The organism is Streptomyces sp. B21-105, assembly GCF_036898465.1.
GTDB lineage: Bacteria > Actinomycetota > Actinomycetes > Streptomycetales > Streptomycetaceae > Streptomyces.
Window position 1 is genome coordinate 5,834,155 of record NZ_JARUMJ010000001.1, and the last position, 18,559, is coordinate 5,852,713.

General features: G+C 72.0%; 18 protein-coding genes. 10 read left to right on the forward strand and 8 right to left on the reverse strand.

What is annotated here, in order from left to right; translation table 11 throughout:
* Positions 1-216 precede the first annotated feature (216 nt).
* Positions 217-1,989: an acetyl/propionyl/methylcrotonyl-CoA carboxylase subunit alpha gene (locus QA802_RS26455; protein ID WP_334527434.1), complete on the reverse strand. Its 1,773-nt coding sequence runs from the start codon at positions 1,987-1,989 to the stop codon at positions 217-219.
* A 388-nt stretch (positions 1,990-2,377) separates the two neighbouring features.
* On the opposite strand from QA802_RS26455, the gene QA802_RS26460 reads away from it, so the two are divergent.
* Complete coding sequence (locus QA802_RS26460) at positions 2,378-2,881, forward strand: hypothetical protein (protein WP_334527437.1); 504 nt, start codon at positions 2,378-2,380, stop codon at positions 2,879-2,881.
* On the opposite strand, the gene QA802_RS26465 is transcribed toward QA802_RS26460, so the two are convergent.
* From QA802_RS26465 to QA802_RS26480, 4 genes are all read right to left on the reverse strand, one after another.
* Positions 2,850-3,464 carry a nucleoside triphosphate pyrophosphatase gene (locus QA802_RS26465; protein WP_319164485.1) on the reverse strand — a complete coding sequence of 205 codons (615 nt, stop codon included), beginning with the start codon at positions 3,462-3,464 and terminating at the stop codon, positions 2,850-2,852. The two genes, QA802_RS26460 and QA802_RS26465, sit on opposite strands and share 32 nt — an antisense overlap.
* Positions 3,465-3,491: 27 nt before the next feature.
* Entirely contained in the window at positions 3,492-3,620 is a 129-nt protein-coding gene (gene mmpB, locus QA802_RS26470) for a morphogenic membrane protein MmpB (RefSeq protein WP_107105390.1), read from the reverse strand.
* A 163-nt stretch (positions 3,621-3,783) separates the two neighbouring features.
* A complete protein-coding gene (locus QA802_RS26475) occupies positions 3,784-3,996 on the reverse strand; it encodes an acyl-CoA carboxylase epsilon subunit (RefSeq protein WP_319164486.1) in 213 nt (70 codons plus the stop codon).
* A 9-nt stretch (positions 3,997-4,005) separates the two neighbouring features.
* Positions 4,006-5,619 (reverse strand): acyl-CoA carboxylase subunit beta, encoded by a 1,614-nt coding sequence (locus QA802_RS26480; RefSeq protein WP_334527444.1) that lies wholly within the window; start codon positions 5,617-5,619, stop codon positions 4,006-4,008.
* Positions 5,620-5,730: 111 nt separating this feature from the next.
* On the opposite strand from QA802_RS26480, the gene QA802_RS26485 reads away from it, so the two are divergent.
* Complete coding sequence (locus QA802_RS26485) at positions 5,731-6,600, forward strand: biotin--[acetyl-CoA-carboxylase] ligase (protein ID WP_334527447.1); 870 nt, start codon at positions 5,731-5,733, stop codon at positions 6,598-6,600.
* Positions 6,601-6,760: 160 nt separating this feature from the next.
* On the forward strand, positions 6,761-7,915 hold the full coding sequence (locus QA802_RS26490) for an adenylate/guanylate cyclase domain-containing protein (protein ID WP_334527450.1): 1,155 nt from the start codon (positions 6,761-6,763) through the stop codon (positions 7,913-7,915).
* 254 nt (positions 7,916-8,169) lie between these two features.
* Here QA802_RS26490 and QA802_RS26495 read toward each other — a convergent pair whose 3' ends face one another.
* Entirely contained in the window at positions 8,170-8,883 is a 714-nt protein-coding gene (locus tag QA802_RS26495) for a hypothetical protein (protein ID WP_334527453.1), read from the reverse strand.
* A 253-nt stretch (positions 8,884-9,136) separates the two neighbouring features.
* Here QA802_RS26495 and QA802_RS26500 point away from each other — a divergent pair, with 253 nt between their 5' ends.
* From QA802_RS26500 to hutH, 3 genes are all read left to right on the forward strand, one after another.
* Positions 9,137-9,940 (forward strand): enoyl-CoA hydratase/isomerase family protein, encoded by an 804-nt coding sequence (locus QA802_RS26500; protein ID WP_334534901.1) that lies wholly within the window; start codon positions 9,137-9,139, stop codon positions 9,938-9,940.
* A gap of 121 nt (positions 9,941-10,061) precedes the next feature.
* Entirely contained in the window at positions 10,062-11,213 is a 1,152-nt protein-coding gene (locus tag QA802_RS26505; RefSeq protein WP_334527456.1) for a GGDEF domain-containing protein, read from the forward strand.
* Positions 11,214-11,405: 192 nt separating this feature from the next.
* The gene (gene hutH, locus QA802_RS26510; protein WP_334534903.1) at positions 11,406-12,944 is read left to right on the forward strand and encodes a histidine ammonia-lyase; all 1,539 of its coding nucleotides are present in this window, start codon (positions 11,406-11,408) and stop codon (positions 12,942-12,944) included.
* Between the two features lie 66 nt (positions 12,945-13,010).
* Here hutH and QA802_RS26515 read toward each other — a convergent pair whose 3' ends face one another.
* Together QA802_RS26515 and QA802_RS26520 are read right to left on the reverse strand one after the other, a co-directional pair.
* Positions 13,011-13,802, reverse strand: a complete 792-nt coding sequence (locus QA802_RS26515; RefSeq protein WP_334527459.1) for a hypothetical protein — start codon at positions 13,800-13,802, stop codon at positions 13,011-13,013.
* Between the two features lie 42 nt (positions 13,803-13,844).
* A complete protein-coding gene (locus QA802_RS26520; RefSeq protein ID WP_334527462.1) occupies positions 13,845-14,243 on the reverse strand; it encodes an LPXTG cell wall anchor domain-containing protein in 399 nt (132 codons plus the stop codon).
* Between the two features lie 166 nt (positions 14,244-14,409).
* Between QA802_RS26520 and QA802_RS26525 the strand changes: the two genes are divergently transcribed.
* From QA802_RS26525 to QA802_RS26540, 4 genes are all read left to right on the forward strand, one after another.
* Entirely contained in the window at positions 14,410-14,709 is a 300-nt protein-coding gene (locus QA802_RS26525; protein WP_334527465.1) for a hypothetical protein, read from the forward strand.
* 263 nt (positions 14,710-14,972) lie between these two features.
* Positions 14,973-16,220, forward strand: coding sequence for a L,D-transpeptidase (locus QA802_RS26530; RefSeq protein ID WP_334527468.1), 1,248 nt, complete (start codon positions 14,973-14,975; stop codon positions 16,218-16,220).
* Between the two features lie 140 nt (positions 16,221-16,360).
* Positions 16,361-17,821, forward strand: coding sequence for an ABC transporter permease (locus QA802_RS26535; protein WP_334527471.1), 1,461 nt, complete (start codon positions 16,361-16,363; stop codon positions 17,819-17,821).
* A 36-nt stretch (positions 17,822-17,857) separates the two neighbouring features.
* Positions 17,858-18,544: an ABC transporter ATP-binding protein gene (locus tag QA802_RS26540; RefSeq protein ID WP_334527474.1), complete on the forward strand. Its 687-nt coding sequence runs from the start codon at positions 17,858-17,860 to the stop codon at positions 18,542-18,544.
* Positions 18,545-18,559 lie beyond the last annotated feature (15 nt).

Below are 18,559 nucleotides of genomic sequence, written 5' to 3' on the forward strand. Positions count from 1 at the left end.
GACGGGCCTCGTCCTCAATCGCCGGACGGGCTGATTGTGCGGGCCCTCGTCCTCAAACTCCCCCAGAGGGGCCCGCGACGGGCTGATGGGTGGGGCCCTGGGCACGGATCGTGCCCGACGGCTGATGGTACGGGCCCGGGAGGTCGGGGGTGACCGTCGGTACAACGCGGTGAGGCGCCCGGGTGAGCGGGCGCCTCGGCGTGGGGAGCGGTGGGGTCAGTCCTTGATCTCGCAGATCGCCGCGCCCGACGTGATGGACGCGCCGACCTCCGCGCTCAGGCCCTTGACGGTGCCGGAGCGGTGGGCGTTCAGGGGCTGCTCCATCTTCATGGCCTCGAGGACGACGACCAGGTCGCCCTCCTTGACCTCCTGGCCCTCCTCGACCGCGACCTTGACGATCGTGCCCTGCATCGGGGAGGCGAGGGTGTCGCCGGAGGCCACCGGGCCGGACTTCTTGGCCGCACGGCGCTTCGGCTTCGCCCCCGCGGCGAGGCCCGTGCGGGCCAGCGACATGCCGAGCGAGGACGGGAGGGAGACCTCCAGCCGCTTGCCGCCGACCTCGACGACGATCGTCTCGCGGTCCGTCTCGTCCTCGGCCTCGGTGTCCGCCGGGGCCGAGAAGGCAGGGATCTCGTTGACGAACTCGGTCTCGATCCAGCGGGTGTGGACCGTGAACGGGGCGTCGGAGCCGGTGAGTTCGGGCGCGAACGCCGGGTCCGCGACCACCGCGCGGTGGAACGGGATCGCCGTGGCCATGCCCTCGACCTGGAACTCGGCCAGAGCGCGGGCCGCCCGCTGCAGCGCCTGCTCACGGGTCGCGCCGGTGACGATCAGCTTGGCGAGGAGGGAGTCCCAGGCCGGGCCGATGACGCTGCCGGACTCGACGCCGGCGTCCAGGCGGACGCCCGGGCCGGACGGCGGGGCGAAGAGGGTGACCGTGCCGGGGGCCGGCAGGAAGTTGCGGCCCGGGTCCTCGCCGTTGATGCGGAACTCGAAGGAATGGCCGCGCAGTTCCGGGTCGCCGTAGCCGAGCTCCTCGCCGTCGGCGATGCGGAACATCTCGCGGACGAGGTCGATGCCGGCGACCTCCTCGGTGACCGGGTGCTCGACCTGGAGCCGGGTGTTGACCTCCAGGAAGGAGACCGTGCCGTCGACGCCGACCAGGAACTCCACGGTGCCGGCGCCGACGTAGCCGGCCTCCTTCAGGATGGCCTTGGAGGAGGCGTACAACTCGGCGGTCTGCGCCTCGGAGAGGAACGGCGCCGGGGCCTCCTCGACCAGCTTCTGGTGGCGGCGCTGCAGGGAGCAGTCACGGGTCGAGACGACGACCACGTTGCCGTGGCTGTCGGCGAGACACTGCGTCTCCACGTGCCGCGGCTTGTCCAGGTAGCGCTCCACGAAGCACTCGCCCCGGCCGAACGCGGCGACCGCCTCGCGGACCGCCGACTCGTACAGCTCGGGCACCTCTTCCAGCGTCCGGGCGACCTTGAGACCGCGGCCGCCGCCGCCGAACGCGGCCTTGATCGCGATCGGCAGGCCGTGCTCCTCGGCGAACGCGACGACCTCGTCGGCGCCCGAGACCGGGTCGGGCGTGCCGGCCACGAGGGGCGCGCCGGCGCGCTGGGCGATGTGCCGGGCGGCGACCTTGTCGCCGAGGTCGCGGATGGCCTGCGGCGGCGGGCCGATCCAGATCAGGCCCGCGTCCAGGACGGCCTGGGCGAAGTCGGCGTTCTCCGAGAGGAAGCCGTAGCCCGGGTGGACGGCGTCCGCGCCCGACTCCCGCGCCGCGTTCAGCACCTTGTCGATGTCGAGATAGCTGGTCCCGGGAGTGTCACCGCCCAGGGCGAACGCCTCATCCGCGGCGCGGACATGCGATGCGTCCCGGTCCGGGTCGGCGTAGACGGCCACGCTCGCGATACCGGCATCCCGGCATGCCCGGGCCACGCGGACAGCGATTTCGCCACGGTTGGCGATGAGCACCTTGCGCACGATTGAGGCTCCCTCCTTGAAACAAGCCGAGTTTAGGGACTGCCGACACGACTCATCGACCCGTGCCCACAGGTGAGCTTGCCCACACGGAGCGTGATGCCAGGCTCACTCGACACCGAAATCCCTTGCAGTACCGCCGTACGCAGCACTCCTCCGGGAAACCCTAGCCCTCCGATGTGGTCAAGGTCTCTGTGAGAGCGTGCTGCGGCACACTCCGTTTCTTTGTGGAGTCCCTACGAATGGCCCAATGATTCTTTGCGCCGCGCAGAACCCTTGTCCCGGAACCCTTGTCCCGGGGTTTACCCGTTAGTAGCGTGCGGGATGTCTCGAACGTAGTCGAGGTAACAGCACCCTTGCTCGGGTCGGGGTCGAAAGTGGGTGGGGACCGGTGGTGCGCAGACCGGTGGCGTGGATCGTGGCGGTCGTGCTCTTCGCCGAAGGGCTCGGCGTCGCCGCGCTGAACTGGTTCATGGGCGTCGTGGTGGACCGGCAGGACATGTCCCTGGCCGGCCTGGACCCGGACGTCATGTCGACGTCCTCCAAGGTGGGCGGGATCGTCTTCGGCCTGTACTTCGTCCTGTGCGGCGTGGTGGCCCTGCTGGTGGCGCTGCGCGACCGCGCGCCCGCCGGCTTCGGACGGATCCTGCTGATCAGCGCCGCCGTCGTGCACGGGCTGCTGGGCGCGGTCGCCTGGGGGCTGCTGGGCGTGCCGCAGTTCGCGTTCATGGTGGTCGTGCTCGCCCTGATCGTGCTGCTGCTGATGACCTACGACGCCCGGCAGCGGCCCGCCGCCCAGGCGCCCGAGGACGCCAAGGGCGACGGCGGCGGCTCCCCGGCGGCGCCGGTCGCGCCGGCGCCCGTCACGCCTCCGGCGGCGCCCACAACTCCGTGATGCCGACGCCCAGCTGCGCCAGCAGCCGGCGCAGCAGGGGCAGACTGAGGCCGATCACGTTGCCGTGGTCACCGTCGATGCCCTCGATGAACGGCGCCGACCGGCCGTCGAGGGTGAACGCCCCGGCGACGTGGAGCGGCTCGCCCGAGGCGACGTACGCCGCGATCTCCGCGTCCGTCGGGTCGCCGAAGCGGACCACGGTGGACGCGGTCGCGGAGGCGTAGCGCCCGCTGACGGTGTCGTAGACGCAGTGGCCGGTCTGCAGGGTGCCGGCCCGGCCGCGCATCGCCTTCCAGCGCGCGGTGGCCTCCTCGGCGTCCGCCGGCTTGCCCAGCGCCTCGCCGTCCAGGTCGAGCACCGAGTCGCAGCCGATCACCAGGGCGCCCTTGACGGCGGGCTTCGCGGCGACGACGGAGGCCTTCGCCTCGGCGAGGGCGAGCGCCAGGTCGGCGGGGGTGGGGGCGGTGACGGCGTCCTCGTCCACCCCGCTCACGATCACCTCGGGGGTGAGGCCGGCCTGTCGCAGCAGGTTCAGCCGGGCGGGGGACTGGGAGGCGAGGACGAGGCGGCGCGCAGCGGTCATGCGGTCAGCGTATCGCCGGTGTTCTTCTCATCTGACGCCGAGCACGATCATCGCCAGCACCATGGCCAGGGCGAGGAAGAGGCCGAGTCTGCGCAGGGTCTCCTGCATGTCGCGCAGTTCCTCGGGCGGCTCGTTCTCGGGGTCGGACCACAGCATGCCACCAGCGTGCGGCCGGGCGGGGTGCGGGCGCCTGAGTACGCCTACTCAAATAGGCGCCCGCGCCCCTGCCGTCATGTCCTGCCCGTGCTCTGCCGGTGTCCTGCCCGTGTCCCTGCGCGTGTCCCTGCGCGTGTCCTGTCCGCGCCCTGCCCGTGCTTCGTCAGCTCGGCCAGTAGGTGCGGGACCAGGAGGCCGCCCCCGCCTGCGGCAGTCGGCGGGCCGCGATGCGGGCGGGGTCGGACCACGCGTCCCTCGGGGGCTGCGCGCCGGACGGCGGCGTCGCCGCCACCGCCGCGGCGCGGGCCCGGACCACCGCCAGGGCGGCGGCGAGCTCCTCCGGGGTCGGGTTGCCCCGTACGACCTTGATCGTCACAGCGGCTCCTTAGAGGGGGATGTTGCCGTGCTTCTTCGGGGGCAGGGATTCCCGCTTGGTGCGCAGCTGACGCAGTCCGCGCACGATGTGCCGACGCGTGTCGGACGGCATGATCACCGAGTCGACGTAGCCGCGCTCCGCCGCGATGTACGGGTTGAGGAGGGTGTCCTCGTACTCCCGGATCAGCCGGGCGCGCACCGCCTCCAGGTCCTCGCCGGCCGCCTGCGCCTCCGCGATCGTGCGGCGGTGCAGGATGTTGACCGCGCCCTGGGCGCCCATCACGGCGATCTGGGCGGTCGGCCAGGCCAGGTTGAGGTCGGCGCCCAGGTGCTTGGAGCCCATCACGTCGTACGCGCCGCCGAAGGCCTTGCGGGTGATGACGGTGATCAGCGGAACCGTCGCCTCGGCGTACGCGTAGATCAGCTTCGCGCCGCGGCGGATGATGCCGTCGTGCTCCTGGTCGACGCCGGGCAGGAAGCCGGGCACGTCCACGAACGTGATGACCGGGACGTTGAACGCGTCGCAGGTGCGCACGAAGCGGGCCGCCTTCTCGGAGGCCGTGATGTCCAGACAGCCCGCGAACTGCATCGGCTGGTTGGCCACGATGCCCACCGGGTGGCCCTCGACCCGGCCGAACCCGGTGAGGATGTTCGGCGCGAACAGCGCCTGCGTCTCGAAGAACTCGGCGTCGTCCAGCACGTGCTCGATCACCGTGTGCATGTCGTACGGCTGGTTCGCGCTGTCCGGCACGATCGTGTCCAGCTCGAGGTCCTCGTCGGTGACGGACAGGTCCGCCTCCTCCGCGAACACCGGCGCCTCGGACAGGTTGTTGGACGGCAGGTACGACAGCAGCTGCTTGACGTACTCGACGGCGTCCTTCTCGTCGCCGGCCATGTGGTGCGCCACGCCCGAGACGGAGTTGTGGGTGCGCGCGCCGCCCAGCTCCTCGAAGCCGACGTCCTCGCCGGTGACCGTCTTGATGACGTCCGGGCCGGTGATGAACATGTGCGACGTCTGGTCGACCATCACCGTGAAGTCGGTGATCGCGGGGGAGTAGACCGCCCCGCCCGCGCACGGGCCGACGACCAGCGAGATCTGCGGGATCACCCCGGACGCGTGGGTGTTGCGGCGGAAGATCTCGCCGTACGCGCCCAGCGACGCCACCCCCTCCTGGATGCGGGCGCCGCCGGAGTCGTTGATGCCGATGACCGGGCAGCCGGTCTTCAGCGCGAAGTCCATGACCTTGACGATCTTCTGGCCGTAGACCTCGCCCAGAGCCCCGCCGAAGACGGTGAAGTCCTGCGAGAACACGGCGACCGGACGGCCGTCCACGGTGCCGTACCCGGTGACGACGCCGTCCCCGTACGGGCGGTTGTTCTCCAGGCCGAAGTTGGTGGACCGATGCCGGGCGAACTCGTCCAACTCGACGAAGGAACCCTCGTCGAGCAGCAGCTCGATCCGCTCACGGGCCGTCAACTTGCCCTTGGCGTGCTGCTTCTCGACGGCGCGTTCCGAACCGGCGTGCGTCGCTTCCTGGATGCGCCGCTGGAGATCCGCGAGCTTGCCCGCGGTGGTGTGGATGTCGATCCCTGGGATCTCGTGGCGCTCTTCCGGCTCGGACATCGGGATGCGGCTCCCTGCCTGCTCAAAAGGGGGGGACGGTTACTCATCCGTAGCGTAGTGGTGCCCCCACGGATCGGCAGTGCGGTGTTCAACACACCTAGGGTGGCTTGCATGACACCGCGAGATGCATCAGAGGCGGGCGGCGGCGGCCGGTGGTCCGACCTCGACCGCCCGCCCCTCAACGGCGCAGCCCTGCGCCGGGCGCTGGTACGGGAGGGCGGCCTGTGGTCCGGGGTGGACGTGGTGCAGCGCACCGGCTCCACCAACTCCGACCTGGTGACGGCCGCGAGCGAGGGCAGGGCGCACGAGGGCGCGATCCTGGTGGCCGAGGAGCAGACCTCGGGCCGGGGCCGGCTGGACCGCCGGTGGACGGCGCCCCCGCGCTCCGGACTGTTCTTCTCCGTGCTCCTCACGCCGAGCGAGGTGCCGGTGGCCCGCTGGGGCTGGCTGCCCCTGCTCACCGGTGTCGCGGTGGCGACGGGGCTGACCCGGGCGGCGGGCGTCGACACGGCACTCAAATGGCCCAACGACCTGCTGGTCACCGTCGACGGCGAGGAACGCAAGGCCGGCGGCATCCTCGCGGAACGGGCCGGCACGGACGCGGTGGTCGTCGGCGTCGGCCTCAACGTCACCCTGCGCGCGGAGGAGCTGCCGGTGCCGCAGGCGGGCTCCCTGGCCCTCGCCGGCGCGGTCAGCACGGACCGGGACCCGTTGCTGCGGGCCGTCCTGCGGTCGCTGGAGGACTGGTACGGACGCTGGCGCGCGGCCGGCGGCGACCCGGCGGCGAGCGGTCTGCAGGAGACGTACGCGGCCGGATGCGCGACCCTGGGACGAGCGGTACGGGCCGAGCTGCCCGGCGACCGGTCGCTCGTCGGCGAGGCGGTCGCGGTCGACGGCGACGGCCGCCTCGTCATCGCCACCGAGGAAGGGGTGCAGGAACCGGTGGGAGCGGGCGACATCGTCCACTTGCGACCGGCGTGACGTCCGAGCCCGTCCGGCTGCCCTCGCGGGTGCTTGAGGGCGGCGGGACGTGAACGGGCCCCGGCCCCTGACGAACCGAACGGGAGTGAGCTGGCGCACACCTGCCGTAGAGTTGAGGCCGGTCGAAACCTGACCGCGGAAGATCGGAAGGGCAGCAGGCGTGACCGTCGACGACACGGGCTCCGGCGCGGGCGAGGACGGCCGGGGCAACCTGCCGGCCGCCGACCCCGGCGAGCCGGGCGACCCCGGTGAGGACCCGCATCCTCTGGCGCTGCGCCTCGAACAGCTCATCCTCGGCGCCGAGCGCCGCTACACCCCCTTCCAGGCCGCCCGCAGCGCGGGCGTCTCCATGGAGCTGGCGTCGCGTTTCTGGCGGGCGATGGGCTTCGCCGACATCGGGCAGGCCAAGGCGCTCACCGAGGCGGACGTGCTGGCCCTGCGGCGGCTGGCCGGTCTCGTCGAGGCCGGGCTGCTGAGCGAGGCGATGGCCGTGCAGGTGGCGCGGTCCACCGGGCAGACCACCGCCCGGCTGGCGGAGTGGCAGATCGACTCCTTCCTGGAGGGCCTGACCGAGCCGCCCGAGCCGGGCATGACCCGCACCGAGGTCACGTACCCCATCGTCGAGCTGCTGCTGCCCGAGCTGGAGGAGTTCCTCGTCTATGTCTGGCGCCGCCAGCTCGCCGCCTCGGCGGGCCGGGTCGTGCAGGCCGCCGACGACGAGGAGATGGTGGACCGGCGGCTCGCCGTCTGCTTCGCCGACCTCGTGGGCTTCACCCGGCTGACCCGCCGGATGGAGGAGGAGGAACTCGGCGAGCTCGTCGAGGCCTTCGAGACCACCTCCGCCGACCTGGTCGCCGCCCGGGGTGGACGCCTGATCAAGACCCTCGGCGACGAGGTGCTCTACGCGGCCGACGACGCGGGTACCGCCGCCGACATCGCACTGCTGCTGGTCGAGACGATGAGCAACGACGAGACGATGCCGGAGCTGCGCGTCGGGATGGCGTTCGGCACGGTCACCACCCGGATGGGCGATGTCTTCGGCACGACCGTCAACCTGGCCTCCCGGCTGACGTCGATAGCGCCACGGGACGCCGTCCTGGTCGACAGCGCCTTCGCCGAGGAGCTGATCCGCACCGGCGACGCTCCCTCCTCGGAGGCCGAGGCCGCGGAGGAGGCGGCCGCCGCGGAGAAGGAGGGCGAGGAGCCCCCGAAGTACCGCTTCGCCCTGCAGCCGATGTGGCAGCGCCCGGTACGCGGCCTGGGAGTGGTCGAACCCTGGCTCCTGACCCGGCGCAACGACACCGACGACGACTGACCGACCGACCCGTATCGCCGGTGGGGGCTTCTGGCGGGCGCCGCTGTCCGGGGTCTCGGGGGGTGCTGCTGTCGGGGGTCTGTGCTGGGCGTTGCTGGTGGGGGCTTGCGCCGGGTGCTGTTGGCGGGGGTTTGCCGCGACGCCGTTGCCGATGGTTTCGCCGGACGCGCTGACGGCCGGGGGCGCAGGCCTCCGGTGGCTGGGGTGGCGGTGTCCGGGGCGGAGGCGGCGGGCGGGGGCGGAGGCGGGGGCGGCTAGCGCTGCGACGCCGGGGCGCTCAGCGGGTCCACGCAGAGGCCGATGATCGGGACGCAGAGTCCCGGCTGCCGGGGCTTTTCGGCCTTCGGCGGCTCGGCCGGCTGGGACGCGGGGGCGGCGGTGGCCGGGCGGGGCGTCGGCGCCGACGGGGCTTTCGGGGCGGCGGTCGCGGCGGGCGCGGGACTCGCCGCGCGAGGTGCCGGGACGTAGGTGGCGCCGGGGGTCAGGGCGACGGACGTCGGGGCTCCGGGCGCGCCCGGCAGGAGGCCGGCCGCCTCGCGCGCCGGGCCGGTGCTCGCCCCGCCCATGGCGGAGGGCGCGGTGGGGGCCGGGGCGACGGTGTCAGGTCCGGCGGCGGCTCGGCCGGCGCGGGCCTCGCGGTCGCCCCGGCTGTCGTCGGCCGCCTTGCCGGCGCCTTCGCCGGTCTCCTCGCCGGCACCGTCGCCCGCGTCGTCGTCCGCGCTGGTGACGAGGTCGGGCTGGGGCTCCGTCTCCGTGGCGCCGAGGGCGTTCGTGCCGCCCGCGTCGGGAGCCGGCCGCAGGAGCGTCAGCACGCCCGCGGCCAGCGCGAGGCCGCCCACGGCGAACAGCACCTTGCGGGGGCGCGGCCGGCGGTGCCGGCCCCGGGCACGCGGGACCCAGGGCGGGTCGGCCTCCGCGGCCAGGTCCTGCCGTGTCGTCTCGTCCAGTCCGATCAACGTCGCAGCCATCACGTTCCTCCCCGATGCGGTCGCGCCCTCGATGCGCCGGGGCGGAGGCACGGTATGGCCTCTCCTGGGCGGTGCGCGCGGGGTTGGCTGGGATGTCACCCGAACGGGTGGCCGGGGTACCGGTACGGAGGGGGCCGGTCTTTCGCTCGCGGCCGCGGACTGGGATGATCGGATCCTGACTGTTAACCATCGTTAACTTGGAGGGGCTGTCGTGAGCGGTGTCGTGGACGGGGAGCGCGAGGGCGGGGAGCACGTGGGCGAGGCGCGCTTCGGGGAGTTCGTGCTGGTGCGGCGGCACGGGGGCGGCGGCCATGTCGCGGAGCTGGTCCTCGACCGGCCGAAGGCCATGAACGCGGTCTCCACCGAGATGGCCCGGTCGATCGCCGCGGCGTGCGCGGCACTGGGCGAGGACCGCGAGGTGCGGGCGGTCGTGGTGACCTCGACGCACGAGCGGGCGTTCTGCGTCGGCGCCGACCTCAAGGAGCGCAACTCCTTCAGCGACGCCGACCTGGTGCGGCAGCGACCCCTGACCCGTGGTGCGTACACCGGCGTCCTGGAGCTGCCGGTGCCCACGATCGCGGCCGTCCACGGCTTCGCCCTCGGGGGCGGGTTCGAACTGGCCCTGGCGTGCGACGTGATCGTGGCCGACGGCACGGCCGTGGTGGGCCTGCCCGAGGTGTCGGTGGGCGTGATCCCCGGCGGCGGAGGCACCCAGCTGCTGCCCCGCCGGGTGGGCGCGGCCCGGGCGGCCGAGCTGATCTTCACGGCGCGGCGCGTGGAGGCGGCGGAGGCGCGGGAGCTGGGCCTGGTGGACGTGCTGGCGGAGGAGGGGCGAGACCGGGAGGAGGCGCTGGCGATGGCCGCGCGGATCGCCGGCAACTCGCCGGTGGGGCTGCGGGCGGCGAAGCGGGCGCTGCGGATCGGGCAGGGGCTGGACCTGCGGGCCGGGCTCGAGGTCGAGGACGCGGCGTGGCGTTCGGTGGCGTTCTCCGGCGACCGGGCGGAGGGGGTCGCCGCGTTCAACGAGAAGCGCAGGCCGCAGTGGCCCGGCGAGTGAGATTCCCGGGGCAGCCCACACCACTCCCGGCGCTGTCACTCTAAGTGCCCCCTTCGTGTCTCTTTTTCACCCAAATATCCCTAGCCTGATGTCATGGGCGAGGGCAGTGGGGGTGAGGGCGATGGGTGAGGACACGCGCCTGGCGGCCGTGGTGGCGCTCGCGCAGGGCATGGCGGCCGCGCGCACCCCCCGCGAGTCCTGGCGCGCGGCCGCGCTGGGAGCCGGCCGGGCGCTGACGGGAAGCTTCGCCGCGCTCTCGGTGTGGGAACGCGACCTCGGGCGGCTGCGGGTCCTGGTGAACGTGGGGGACCGGGCCGCGGACGAGGCCGAGTTCCCGGAGGCGGAGGCCTACCCGGTGCACCAGTTCCCCGAGATCACCGAGTTCCTGCACGAGCGCTGGGCGGCGGGCGGTGAGCCCAACGCCTGGGTGGAGACCGCCCAGGGCCTCGCAGCCGGCCGCCCCGGCTACTGCCATCAGCGCGTCGCGGCCCTGCGCCGCCGGGGCCGGGGTTCCTGTGTGGTGGCGCCGATCGTGCTGCACGGCCGGGCCTGGGGCGAGCTGTATGTGGCCCGCTCCACCGGCGCCCGGGTCTTCGACCGTGCCGACGCCGATTTCGCGACCGTCCTCGCCGCCGTCGTCGCCGCCGGGCTCGCCCAGACCGAGCGGCTGGAGGAGGCCCGCCGCCTCGCCTTCACCGACGCCCTCACCGGCCTGGCCAACCGCCGAGCCGTCGACGTGCGGCTGGAGGAGGCGGTGGAGCGGCACCGCGCGGAGGGGGTGGTGGTCTCTCTCGTGGTGTGCGACCTCAACGGGCTGAAGCGGGTCAACGACACCCGCGGGCACGCCGTCGGCGACCGGCTGCTGGAGCGGTTCGGTTCGGTGCTGTCACTGTGCGGGGCGATGCTGCCCGGCGCTCTGGCCGCCCGGCTCGGCGGGGACGAGTTCTGCCTGCTGGCCGTCGGACCGGCCGCCGACGACGTCGTCAAGGTCGCCGACGACCTCTGCCGACGGGCCGGCGAGCTGGAGCTCGGCGAGGGCGTGGCCTGCGGGGTCGCCTCCACCGCGGACCCGATCGGACCGGTGTGCTCGGCCCGCAGGCTGTTCCGCCTGGCGGACGCCGCCCAGTACCGCGCCAAGGCCGTGCGGGCCGCTCGGCCTGTGGTCGCCGGACGGCAGGGCCCCGACGACCCCGTGGTGCGCCTGGCCGACGAGCCGGAACCGCCGCACGAGCGGACCTCCGCCGAGCGGCGGCGGTTCCGCGGCCGGCCCTGAGGCGCGGGCGGCGACGTAGCGCGGTGACGGCGGGGCGTGGAGGAGGCTGCGGGGTGCGGTGCGGCTGTGCCGGGATGCGGCGGGGCACGGTGGTGGCGGGACGCGGTGGCGACGTGACGCATCGGTAAGGGGCGAACACCGCCCCCACTGGTGACATCTTCGTCTTCACTGCGTACGCTCCTGAATATGGATATGCACACTGTGGTGGTGGGGACGTCCGGCGTGACCGCGTCCGACGTGGTCGCCGTGGCGCGTGACGGCGCCAGGATCGAGCTCTCCGCGGGAGCGGTGGCGGCCCTCGCCGCGGCCCGCGGCATCGTGGACGCGCTGGCGGCCAAGCCCGAGCCCGTCTACGGCGTCTCCACCGGTTTCGGCGCCCTCGCCACCCGGCACATCAGCCCGGAGCTGCGCGCTCAGCTGCAGCGCAACATCGTCCGCTCGCACGCCGCCGGCATGGGCCCGCGGGTGGAGCGCGAGGTCGTCCGCGCGCTGATGTTCCTGCGGCTGAAGACGGTCTGCTCCGGGCACACCGGCGTCCGGCCCGAGGTCGCGCAGACCATGGCCGACATCCTGAACGCCGGCATCACCCCGGTCGTCCACGAGTACGGCTCCCTCGGCTGCTCCGGCGACCTGGCCCCGCTCTCGCACTGCGCCCTCACCCTCATGGGCGAGGGTGACGCGGAGGGCCCGGACGGCGTCGTACGCCCCGCCGGCGAACTGCTCGCCGAGCACGGCATCGGCCCGGTCGAGCTGCGCGAGAAGGAGGGCCTGGCGCTCCTCAACGGCACCGACGGCATGCTCGGCATGCTGGTGATGGCCCTCGCCGACCTCGACATGCTCTACAAGTCGGCCGACGTCACCGCCGCGTTGTCGCTGGAGGCCCTGCTGGGCACCGACAAGGTGCTCGCCCCCGAGCTGCACGCCATCCGCCCGCACCCGGGGCAGGGCGCCTCGGCCGCCAACATGCTGGCCGTGCTCGCGGGTTCGGAGCTCACCGGTCACCACCAGGACGACGCCCCGCGCGTCCAGGACGCCTACTCGGTGCGCTGCGCACCGCAGGTCGCCGGCGCCGGCCGCGACACCATGGCGCACGCCCGCCTCGTCGCCGAGCGCGAGCTGGCCTCGGCCGTCGACAACCCGGTGGTGCTGCCCGACGGAAGGGTGGAGTCCAACGGGAACTTCCACGGGGCGCCCGTCGCCTACGTCCTGGACTTCCTCGCCATCGCCGTCGCCGACCTCGCCTCCATCGCCGAGCGGCGCACCGACCGGCTGCTGGACAAGAACCGCAGCCACGGCCTCCCGCCGTTCCTCGCGGACGACGCCGGCGTCGACTCCGGGCTGATGATCGCCCAGTACACGCAGGCCGCGCTGGTCAGCGAGTTGAAGCGGCTGGCCGTACCGGCGTCCGCCGACTCGATCCCGTCCTCGGCGATGCAGGAGGACCACGTGTCGATGGGCTGGTCCGCGGCCCGCAAGCTGCGCACCGCCGTCGACAACCTCACCCGGGTGATCGCCGTCGAGCTGTACGCCGCCACGCGCGGTGTGGAGCTGCGCGAGGGACTGACCCCGGCGCCGGCGACGCGCGCGGTCATCGCGGCGGTACGCGAGGCCGGCGTGCAGGGCCCCGGTCCGGACCGGTTCCTCGCCCCCGACCTCGCGGCGGCGGACGCCTTCGTGCGCGCCGGTGGGCTCGTCGCGGCGGTGGAGACGGTCACCGGACCGCTCAGGTAGAGACGAGCGGGGCCCCGCCGCACGGAGGTGCGACAGGGCCCCGAAGTTCCGTCCGGCCGAGCGGAGTTACTTGAGCTTCGCGAGCTGCGCGTCGATCACGGCCGCCGGGACGGCGCCCATGTCGCCGCCCTTGGTCATCGCGGCGAAGTTCACCGTGTAGAACGTGGCGACGGTGTTGCCCTTGCGCACCACCGCGGCGTGGAAGGTGGCCTTGCCCGCGCCGTCCATGTCGACGTCCTCGGTGAACGCCACCACCTCGTCGCCCTTGGCGGAGTTCTTCTCCTCGGCGACCTTGGTGACCTTGGTGTTCTCGCCGTCGGCCTTCAGGCCGTACCCGCCGGCACAGGCCGTCACGCCGTCGGAGACGGCCTTCATCGCCTTCTCGGCGCCGTCGCCCGCGTACGAGGAGAGACCGACGAACGTCATGTCGATGTCGAAGGCGTCCGCGAGGTCGGTCGGCTTGGCGGTGGCGGCGGCCGTCTTGTCCTCGGCGACCGTGTTGCCGACGCTCGCGTCCGTGTCGCCCGGGGCCAGTGCGGCCGTGGCCCACGCGAGCGGGTTGCAGGCCGGCTTGTCGGTCTTCACCACGCTCTTGGAGGCCGGCAGTGTGTCGTCGCCCGAGTCGACCTTGTAGCCCTTGAGTTCACCCTGCGCGAGCAGCAGCTTCTCGAGCTCGGCCTTGGTGAGCGCCTTCGCGGCCGGAGCGGAGGAGGAGGCCTCGGCGGGCGCGGAAGCGGAGGCGGACGTCTTGGAGTCCGTGTCCTTCGACCCGTCGTCCGAACAGGCGGTGAGAAGGGAGAGCGACAGTGCGCCGATTGCGGCCGTGGCGCACAGCCGCGCCCCCGATGATCTCTTCATGTGCGAACTATGAGGAACCTGTCAAGGGCGAGTCAAATTGATTCAAAAACCCAGGCGTTCCCGACGAATGGAATAAACGACGAAGCCCGCGCCCAGTGCGAGCAGGGCCGTCCCGCCGATCACGTACGGGGTGGTGTCGAAGCTTCCGGTGTCGGCGAGCCGGACGCCGTCGTCGGCTCCCGCCCCTGCCTCCGCCTCGGCATCGGTGTCGGTCTCGGCGAGGGTCCGTGTCGCGCTTCGGTCGGCCGCCCGGTCCGCGGTCCGCTTCACCGCCCCGGTCGTGGTCGCCGAGGCGGCCCGCGCCTGGGTCGGGACCTGTGTCGTCGTGACCGTTCTGGCAGGGGTGTGCTGGGACGCGTTGGCGGACGGGACGAACCACAGGGCGCCCAGCAGGGTCGCCGCGGCGGTGGCGGTCAGCAACGGACGTCGAGCGGATGACACGGAATATCGATCCCCTTGTGGCGCTGGCGTATTGGCCGTGTCCTCCGATGCTAATGAAAGTCGCGGGTCGCGGGAAAGTCGCGCGAGCCACGAGCCGTACGCTCCGGCCATGAGCGATGAGACAACATCACGTTTTGTGCGGATTCGAGTGGAAGTTCTTCTCGAAGTGCATGACGAGGACGCCGTGAGCGCGGCGGCGCTGCGCCGGCTCGCCCACGACCCGGAGGTCCCGGACGCCGAGCGCGCGCACGCCGAGGCCGCTGTGACGGAAGACACGGCGGAGGCCCTCGCCTACCTCGTCGACCCCTTCGACCTGGTCGGCGAGGTGCCCGGGGTGGAGCTCCAGCAGGCCTCCTGGTCCAGTGAGCGGGTCGACCACGACCCGGATTCAACGGAGTGGGACCTCGACGAGGACGATCTCGACGAGGATGACGGGGCGGACGGCGAGGCGGGCCGTATCGGCTGAGCGGAGCCCGGCCGGATCGGCTGACTGAAATCGGCCGCATCGGCTGAGCGTTCCGGGAAACTCGTGACCCCGGACGGCAACCGCCGGCCGGGGTTTCGTCGTCTCAGCAGGCGCACGAACCGACACCCACACCTTCCGCGCCGCGAACGTGGCGTGCCCCACACCTTCTGTGCAGGGGGAACGGGAGGAACCGGTCGTAGCGTTGATGTTCTTGACGGGGACTCTCGGGGTTCAGGCATACGGCAACGATGGAGAAGCGTGTGATGACGGACAGTAGGCGGCGCCGGGGTCTGATGACGGCGTCCGCACTGCTCGGCGGAGTTCTGGTGCTTTCCGCGTGCTCCGGCGGCGACGACGGAGCCTCCGGCGGCGGAGGCAGCTCCTCGCAGGCCAAGGCCGACGAGGCAGCCGCGAAGAAGTCCTCCGAGGCGCAGATCAAGATCACGCCGGCCGACGGTTCGGACAACGCCTCCATCAACAACTCGGCGGCCGTCACGGTGAGCAAGGGCACCCTCACCTCCGTGACGATGACCACGGCCGAGGGCGCCGCCGTCAAGGGCGCGCTCTCCGCGGACAAGACCAGCTGGAAGCCGGACGGGCAGCTCGAGCGCTCCACCACCTACAAGGTGGCGGCCGAGGCCAAGGACTCCAGCGGCCTCGTGGCCCACGAGAACGCCTCCTTCACCACGGTCTCCCCGGCCAACAGCTTCATAGCCAACTTCACGCCGGAGGACGGTTCGACCGTCGGCGTGGGAATGCCCGTGTCGATCAACTTCAACAAGCAGATCACCGACAAGGCGGCCGTCCAGAAGGGCGTCACGGTGACCTCCACCAGCGGTCAGGAAGTCGCCTGCCACTGGTTCTCCAGCCAGCGCATGGACTGCCGTCCCCAGGAGTACTGGAAGGAGAACTCCACCGTCACGCTGAAACTCGCGCTCGACGGTGTGGAGGGCGCCAAGGGCGTCATCGGCGTCCAGCAGAAGACGGTCACCTTCAAGATCGGCCGCAACCAGGTCTCCTACGTCGACGCGAAGACCAAGCAGATGAAGGTCACGCACAACGGCGCGGTCATCAAGACCATCCCGATCTCGGCCGGCTCGCCCGACAACAAGACGTACGAGGGCCAGATGGTGATGTCGGAGAAGTTCAAGGAGACGCGCATGAACGGCGCGACCGTGGGCTTCACCGACGACGACGGCAAGGGCGAGTACGACATCAAGGACGTGCCGCACGCCATCCGCCTCACCAACTCCGGCACCTTCGTGCACGGCAACTACTGGGGCGCGAAGTCCATCTTCGGCTCGGTGAACACCAGCCACGGCTGTGTGGGCCTGTCCGACACCAAGGGCGCCAACGACAAGGGCACGGCCGGCTACTGGTTCTACACCAACTCGATCGTCGGCGACGTCGTGGTGGTCAAGAACACCGGCGACAAGACCGTGGCCCCGGACAACGGCCTCAACGGCTGGAACATGGACTGGGCGCAGTGGAAGGCCGGTTCGGCCGCCTGACCCCGTTCCCAGCCGATCCACAGGCTCCCGATGCCGCCCCCAGGGGCGGCATCGGTGTTTCCGGGGCCCTGCACAGCCTTCTCATCGTTCTCTTATGTCTGGTTTATGCCTTCATCACGCGCCGTACCTAGCTTGCGGCCATGTTCTTCACCTACCTGAGGCGCGAACTGCGCCGCCGCAGAAAAGCGGCACTCGTCGTCGCCTCCGGCCTCGCGCTGGGCATCGCGCTGGTCATCGTGGTCACCTCCGTGTCCTCCGGCATGGGGAAGGCCCAGGACAAGGTCCTGCAGTCCCTGTACGGCCTGGGTACGGACATGACGGTCACCAAGGCCGCCTCGCCCACCGCGAGCTCCTCGGACCGTCCGCGCTTCCGGTTCGACGCGCAGGACAACGACTCGGACGCGGAGCAGAGCACCGACCGCGTCATGGTCCAGGGCTTCCAGACCCTGTCGGCCGCGACCGTCGCCGAGGTCGGCAAGCAGAGCGGGGTCTCCGACGCGGTCGGCGGGCTGAGCCTCCAGGTCATCAAGATCAACGGGCAGTTCACCCGCGGCCGGTTCCAGCAGAACGGCAGCGGCGGCAGCGGCGGCGGCCGGCGGGGCGGGGGCGCCGGCGGCAGCGAACGGCCGCAGGGTGAAGTGCAGGGCGGCGGCGCGAACTTCGACGTCAACAACTACTCCGTCTACGGCGCCGACGTCACCGAGCCCGAACTCGGACCGCTGACCTCCTCCACGATCAGCAGCGGTCGCACCTTCAAGACCTCCGAGACCGACGGCAAGGTCGCCGTCGTGGACTCGGCGTACGCCAAGGAGAAGTCGCTCAAGGTCGGCTCCACGCTCACCATCAGCAGCGTCACGTTCTCCGTGATCGGCATCGCCACGGCCGACAGCGGCGACGCCGCCGCCAACGTCTACATCCCGTTGACCCAGGCCCAGACCCTCGGCGACGCGAAGAACAAGGTCACCACGATCTACGTCAAGGCGACCGACTCGCAGAAGATCGACAGCGTCAAGTCGACCATCCAGAAGAACGTCTCGGGTACGACGGTGACGACCTCCGCCGACCTCGCGGACACCGTCTCCGGTTCCCTCTCCACGGCCTCCTCGCTCGCCGCCACCGTCGGCAAGTGGCTGTCGATCGCGGTCCTCATCGCCGCCTTCCTGGTCGCCGGGCTGCTCACCTCCTCGGCCGTCTCCCGGCGCGTGCGCGAGTTCGGCACGTTGAAGGCGCTGGGCTGGAAGTCCGGCCGGGTCACCCGGCAGGTGGTCGGCGAGGCCATGGTCAACGGACTGCTGGGCGGCGCGCTCGGCATCGCCCTCGGCCTCGCCGGCGCCTACGCCGTGACCGCGATCAGCCCCACCCTCCAGGCCCGGTTGGGCGGCGGCGCAGGCGGCGGCCAGGGCGGCCCCGGCGGTGGCGGCGGCTTCGGCCGCCGGGCGGCCGCCAAGACCCTCGACGTCGCGCTGACGGCTCCGGTGAGCGTCACGACGGTGGCCGTCGCGGTGGCACTCGCCGTGGCCGGCGGCCTGATCGCGGGCGCGTTCGGCGGCTGGCGCGCCTCGCGGCTGCGCCCGGCGGACGCGCTGCGCCGCGTCGAATAGCCAACCCACCCACCAGCTCCAGGAGTTGTTGTCCCCATGTACGAACTCAGAGGCGTCACCAAGCGCTACACCCGGGGCAAGGAGACCGTCCACGCCCTGGACGGCGTCGACCTGACCGTCCCCGACGGCGACCGGCTCGTCATCCAGGGTCCCACCGGCGGCGGCAAGTCCACCCTCCTGCAGATGATCGGCGCGCTCGACCGGCCCAGCGAGGGCGAGATCGTCTTCGACGGCGTCGACCTGGCCAAGCTCTCCGAGGCCCGGCTGACGAAGGTGCGCAGCGAGAACATCGGCTTCGTCTTCCAGTCCTTCAACCTGATCCCGACGCTCAACGCGCAGGAGAACGTCGAGACGGCCCTCGTCCCGCTCGGCGTGAAGGGCGGGGAGCGCCGCGAACGGGCCGCCGAGGCGCTGAAGTCGGTGGGCCTCGGCGAACGCCTCGGACACCTGCCGTCCGAGATGTCGGGCGGTCAGCAGCAGCGCGTCGCCATCGCCCGCGCGCTGGTCAAGCAGCCGAAGGTGCTCCTCGCCGACGAACCGACCGGCAACCTCGACGAGGGCATGCGCGACGAGATCATGGACGTGCTGCACACCCTGTGGAAGGAGCACGGGCTGACCTTCATCATGGTCACCCACGACTCCGCCATCGCGAAGAAGGCCCCGCGCGTCGCGACGATCCGCAAGGGCCGGATCACGGTGAAGGAGAACGCGACGTCCGCCTGACGCGCGTCGCCCTCC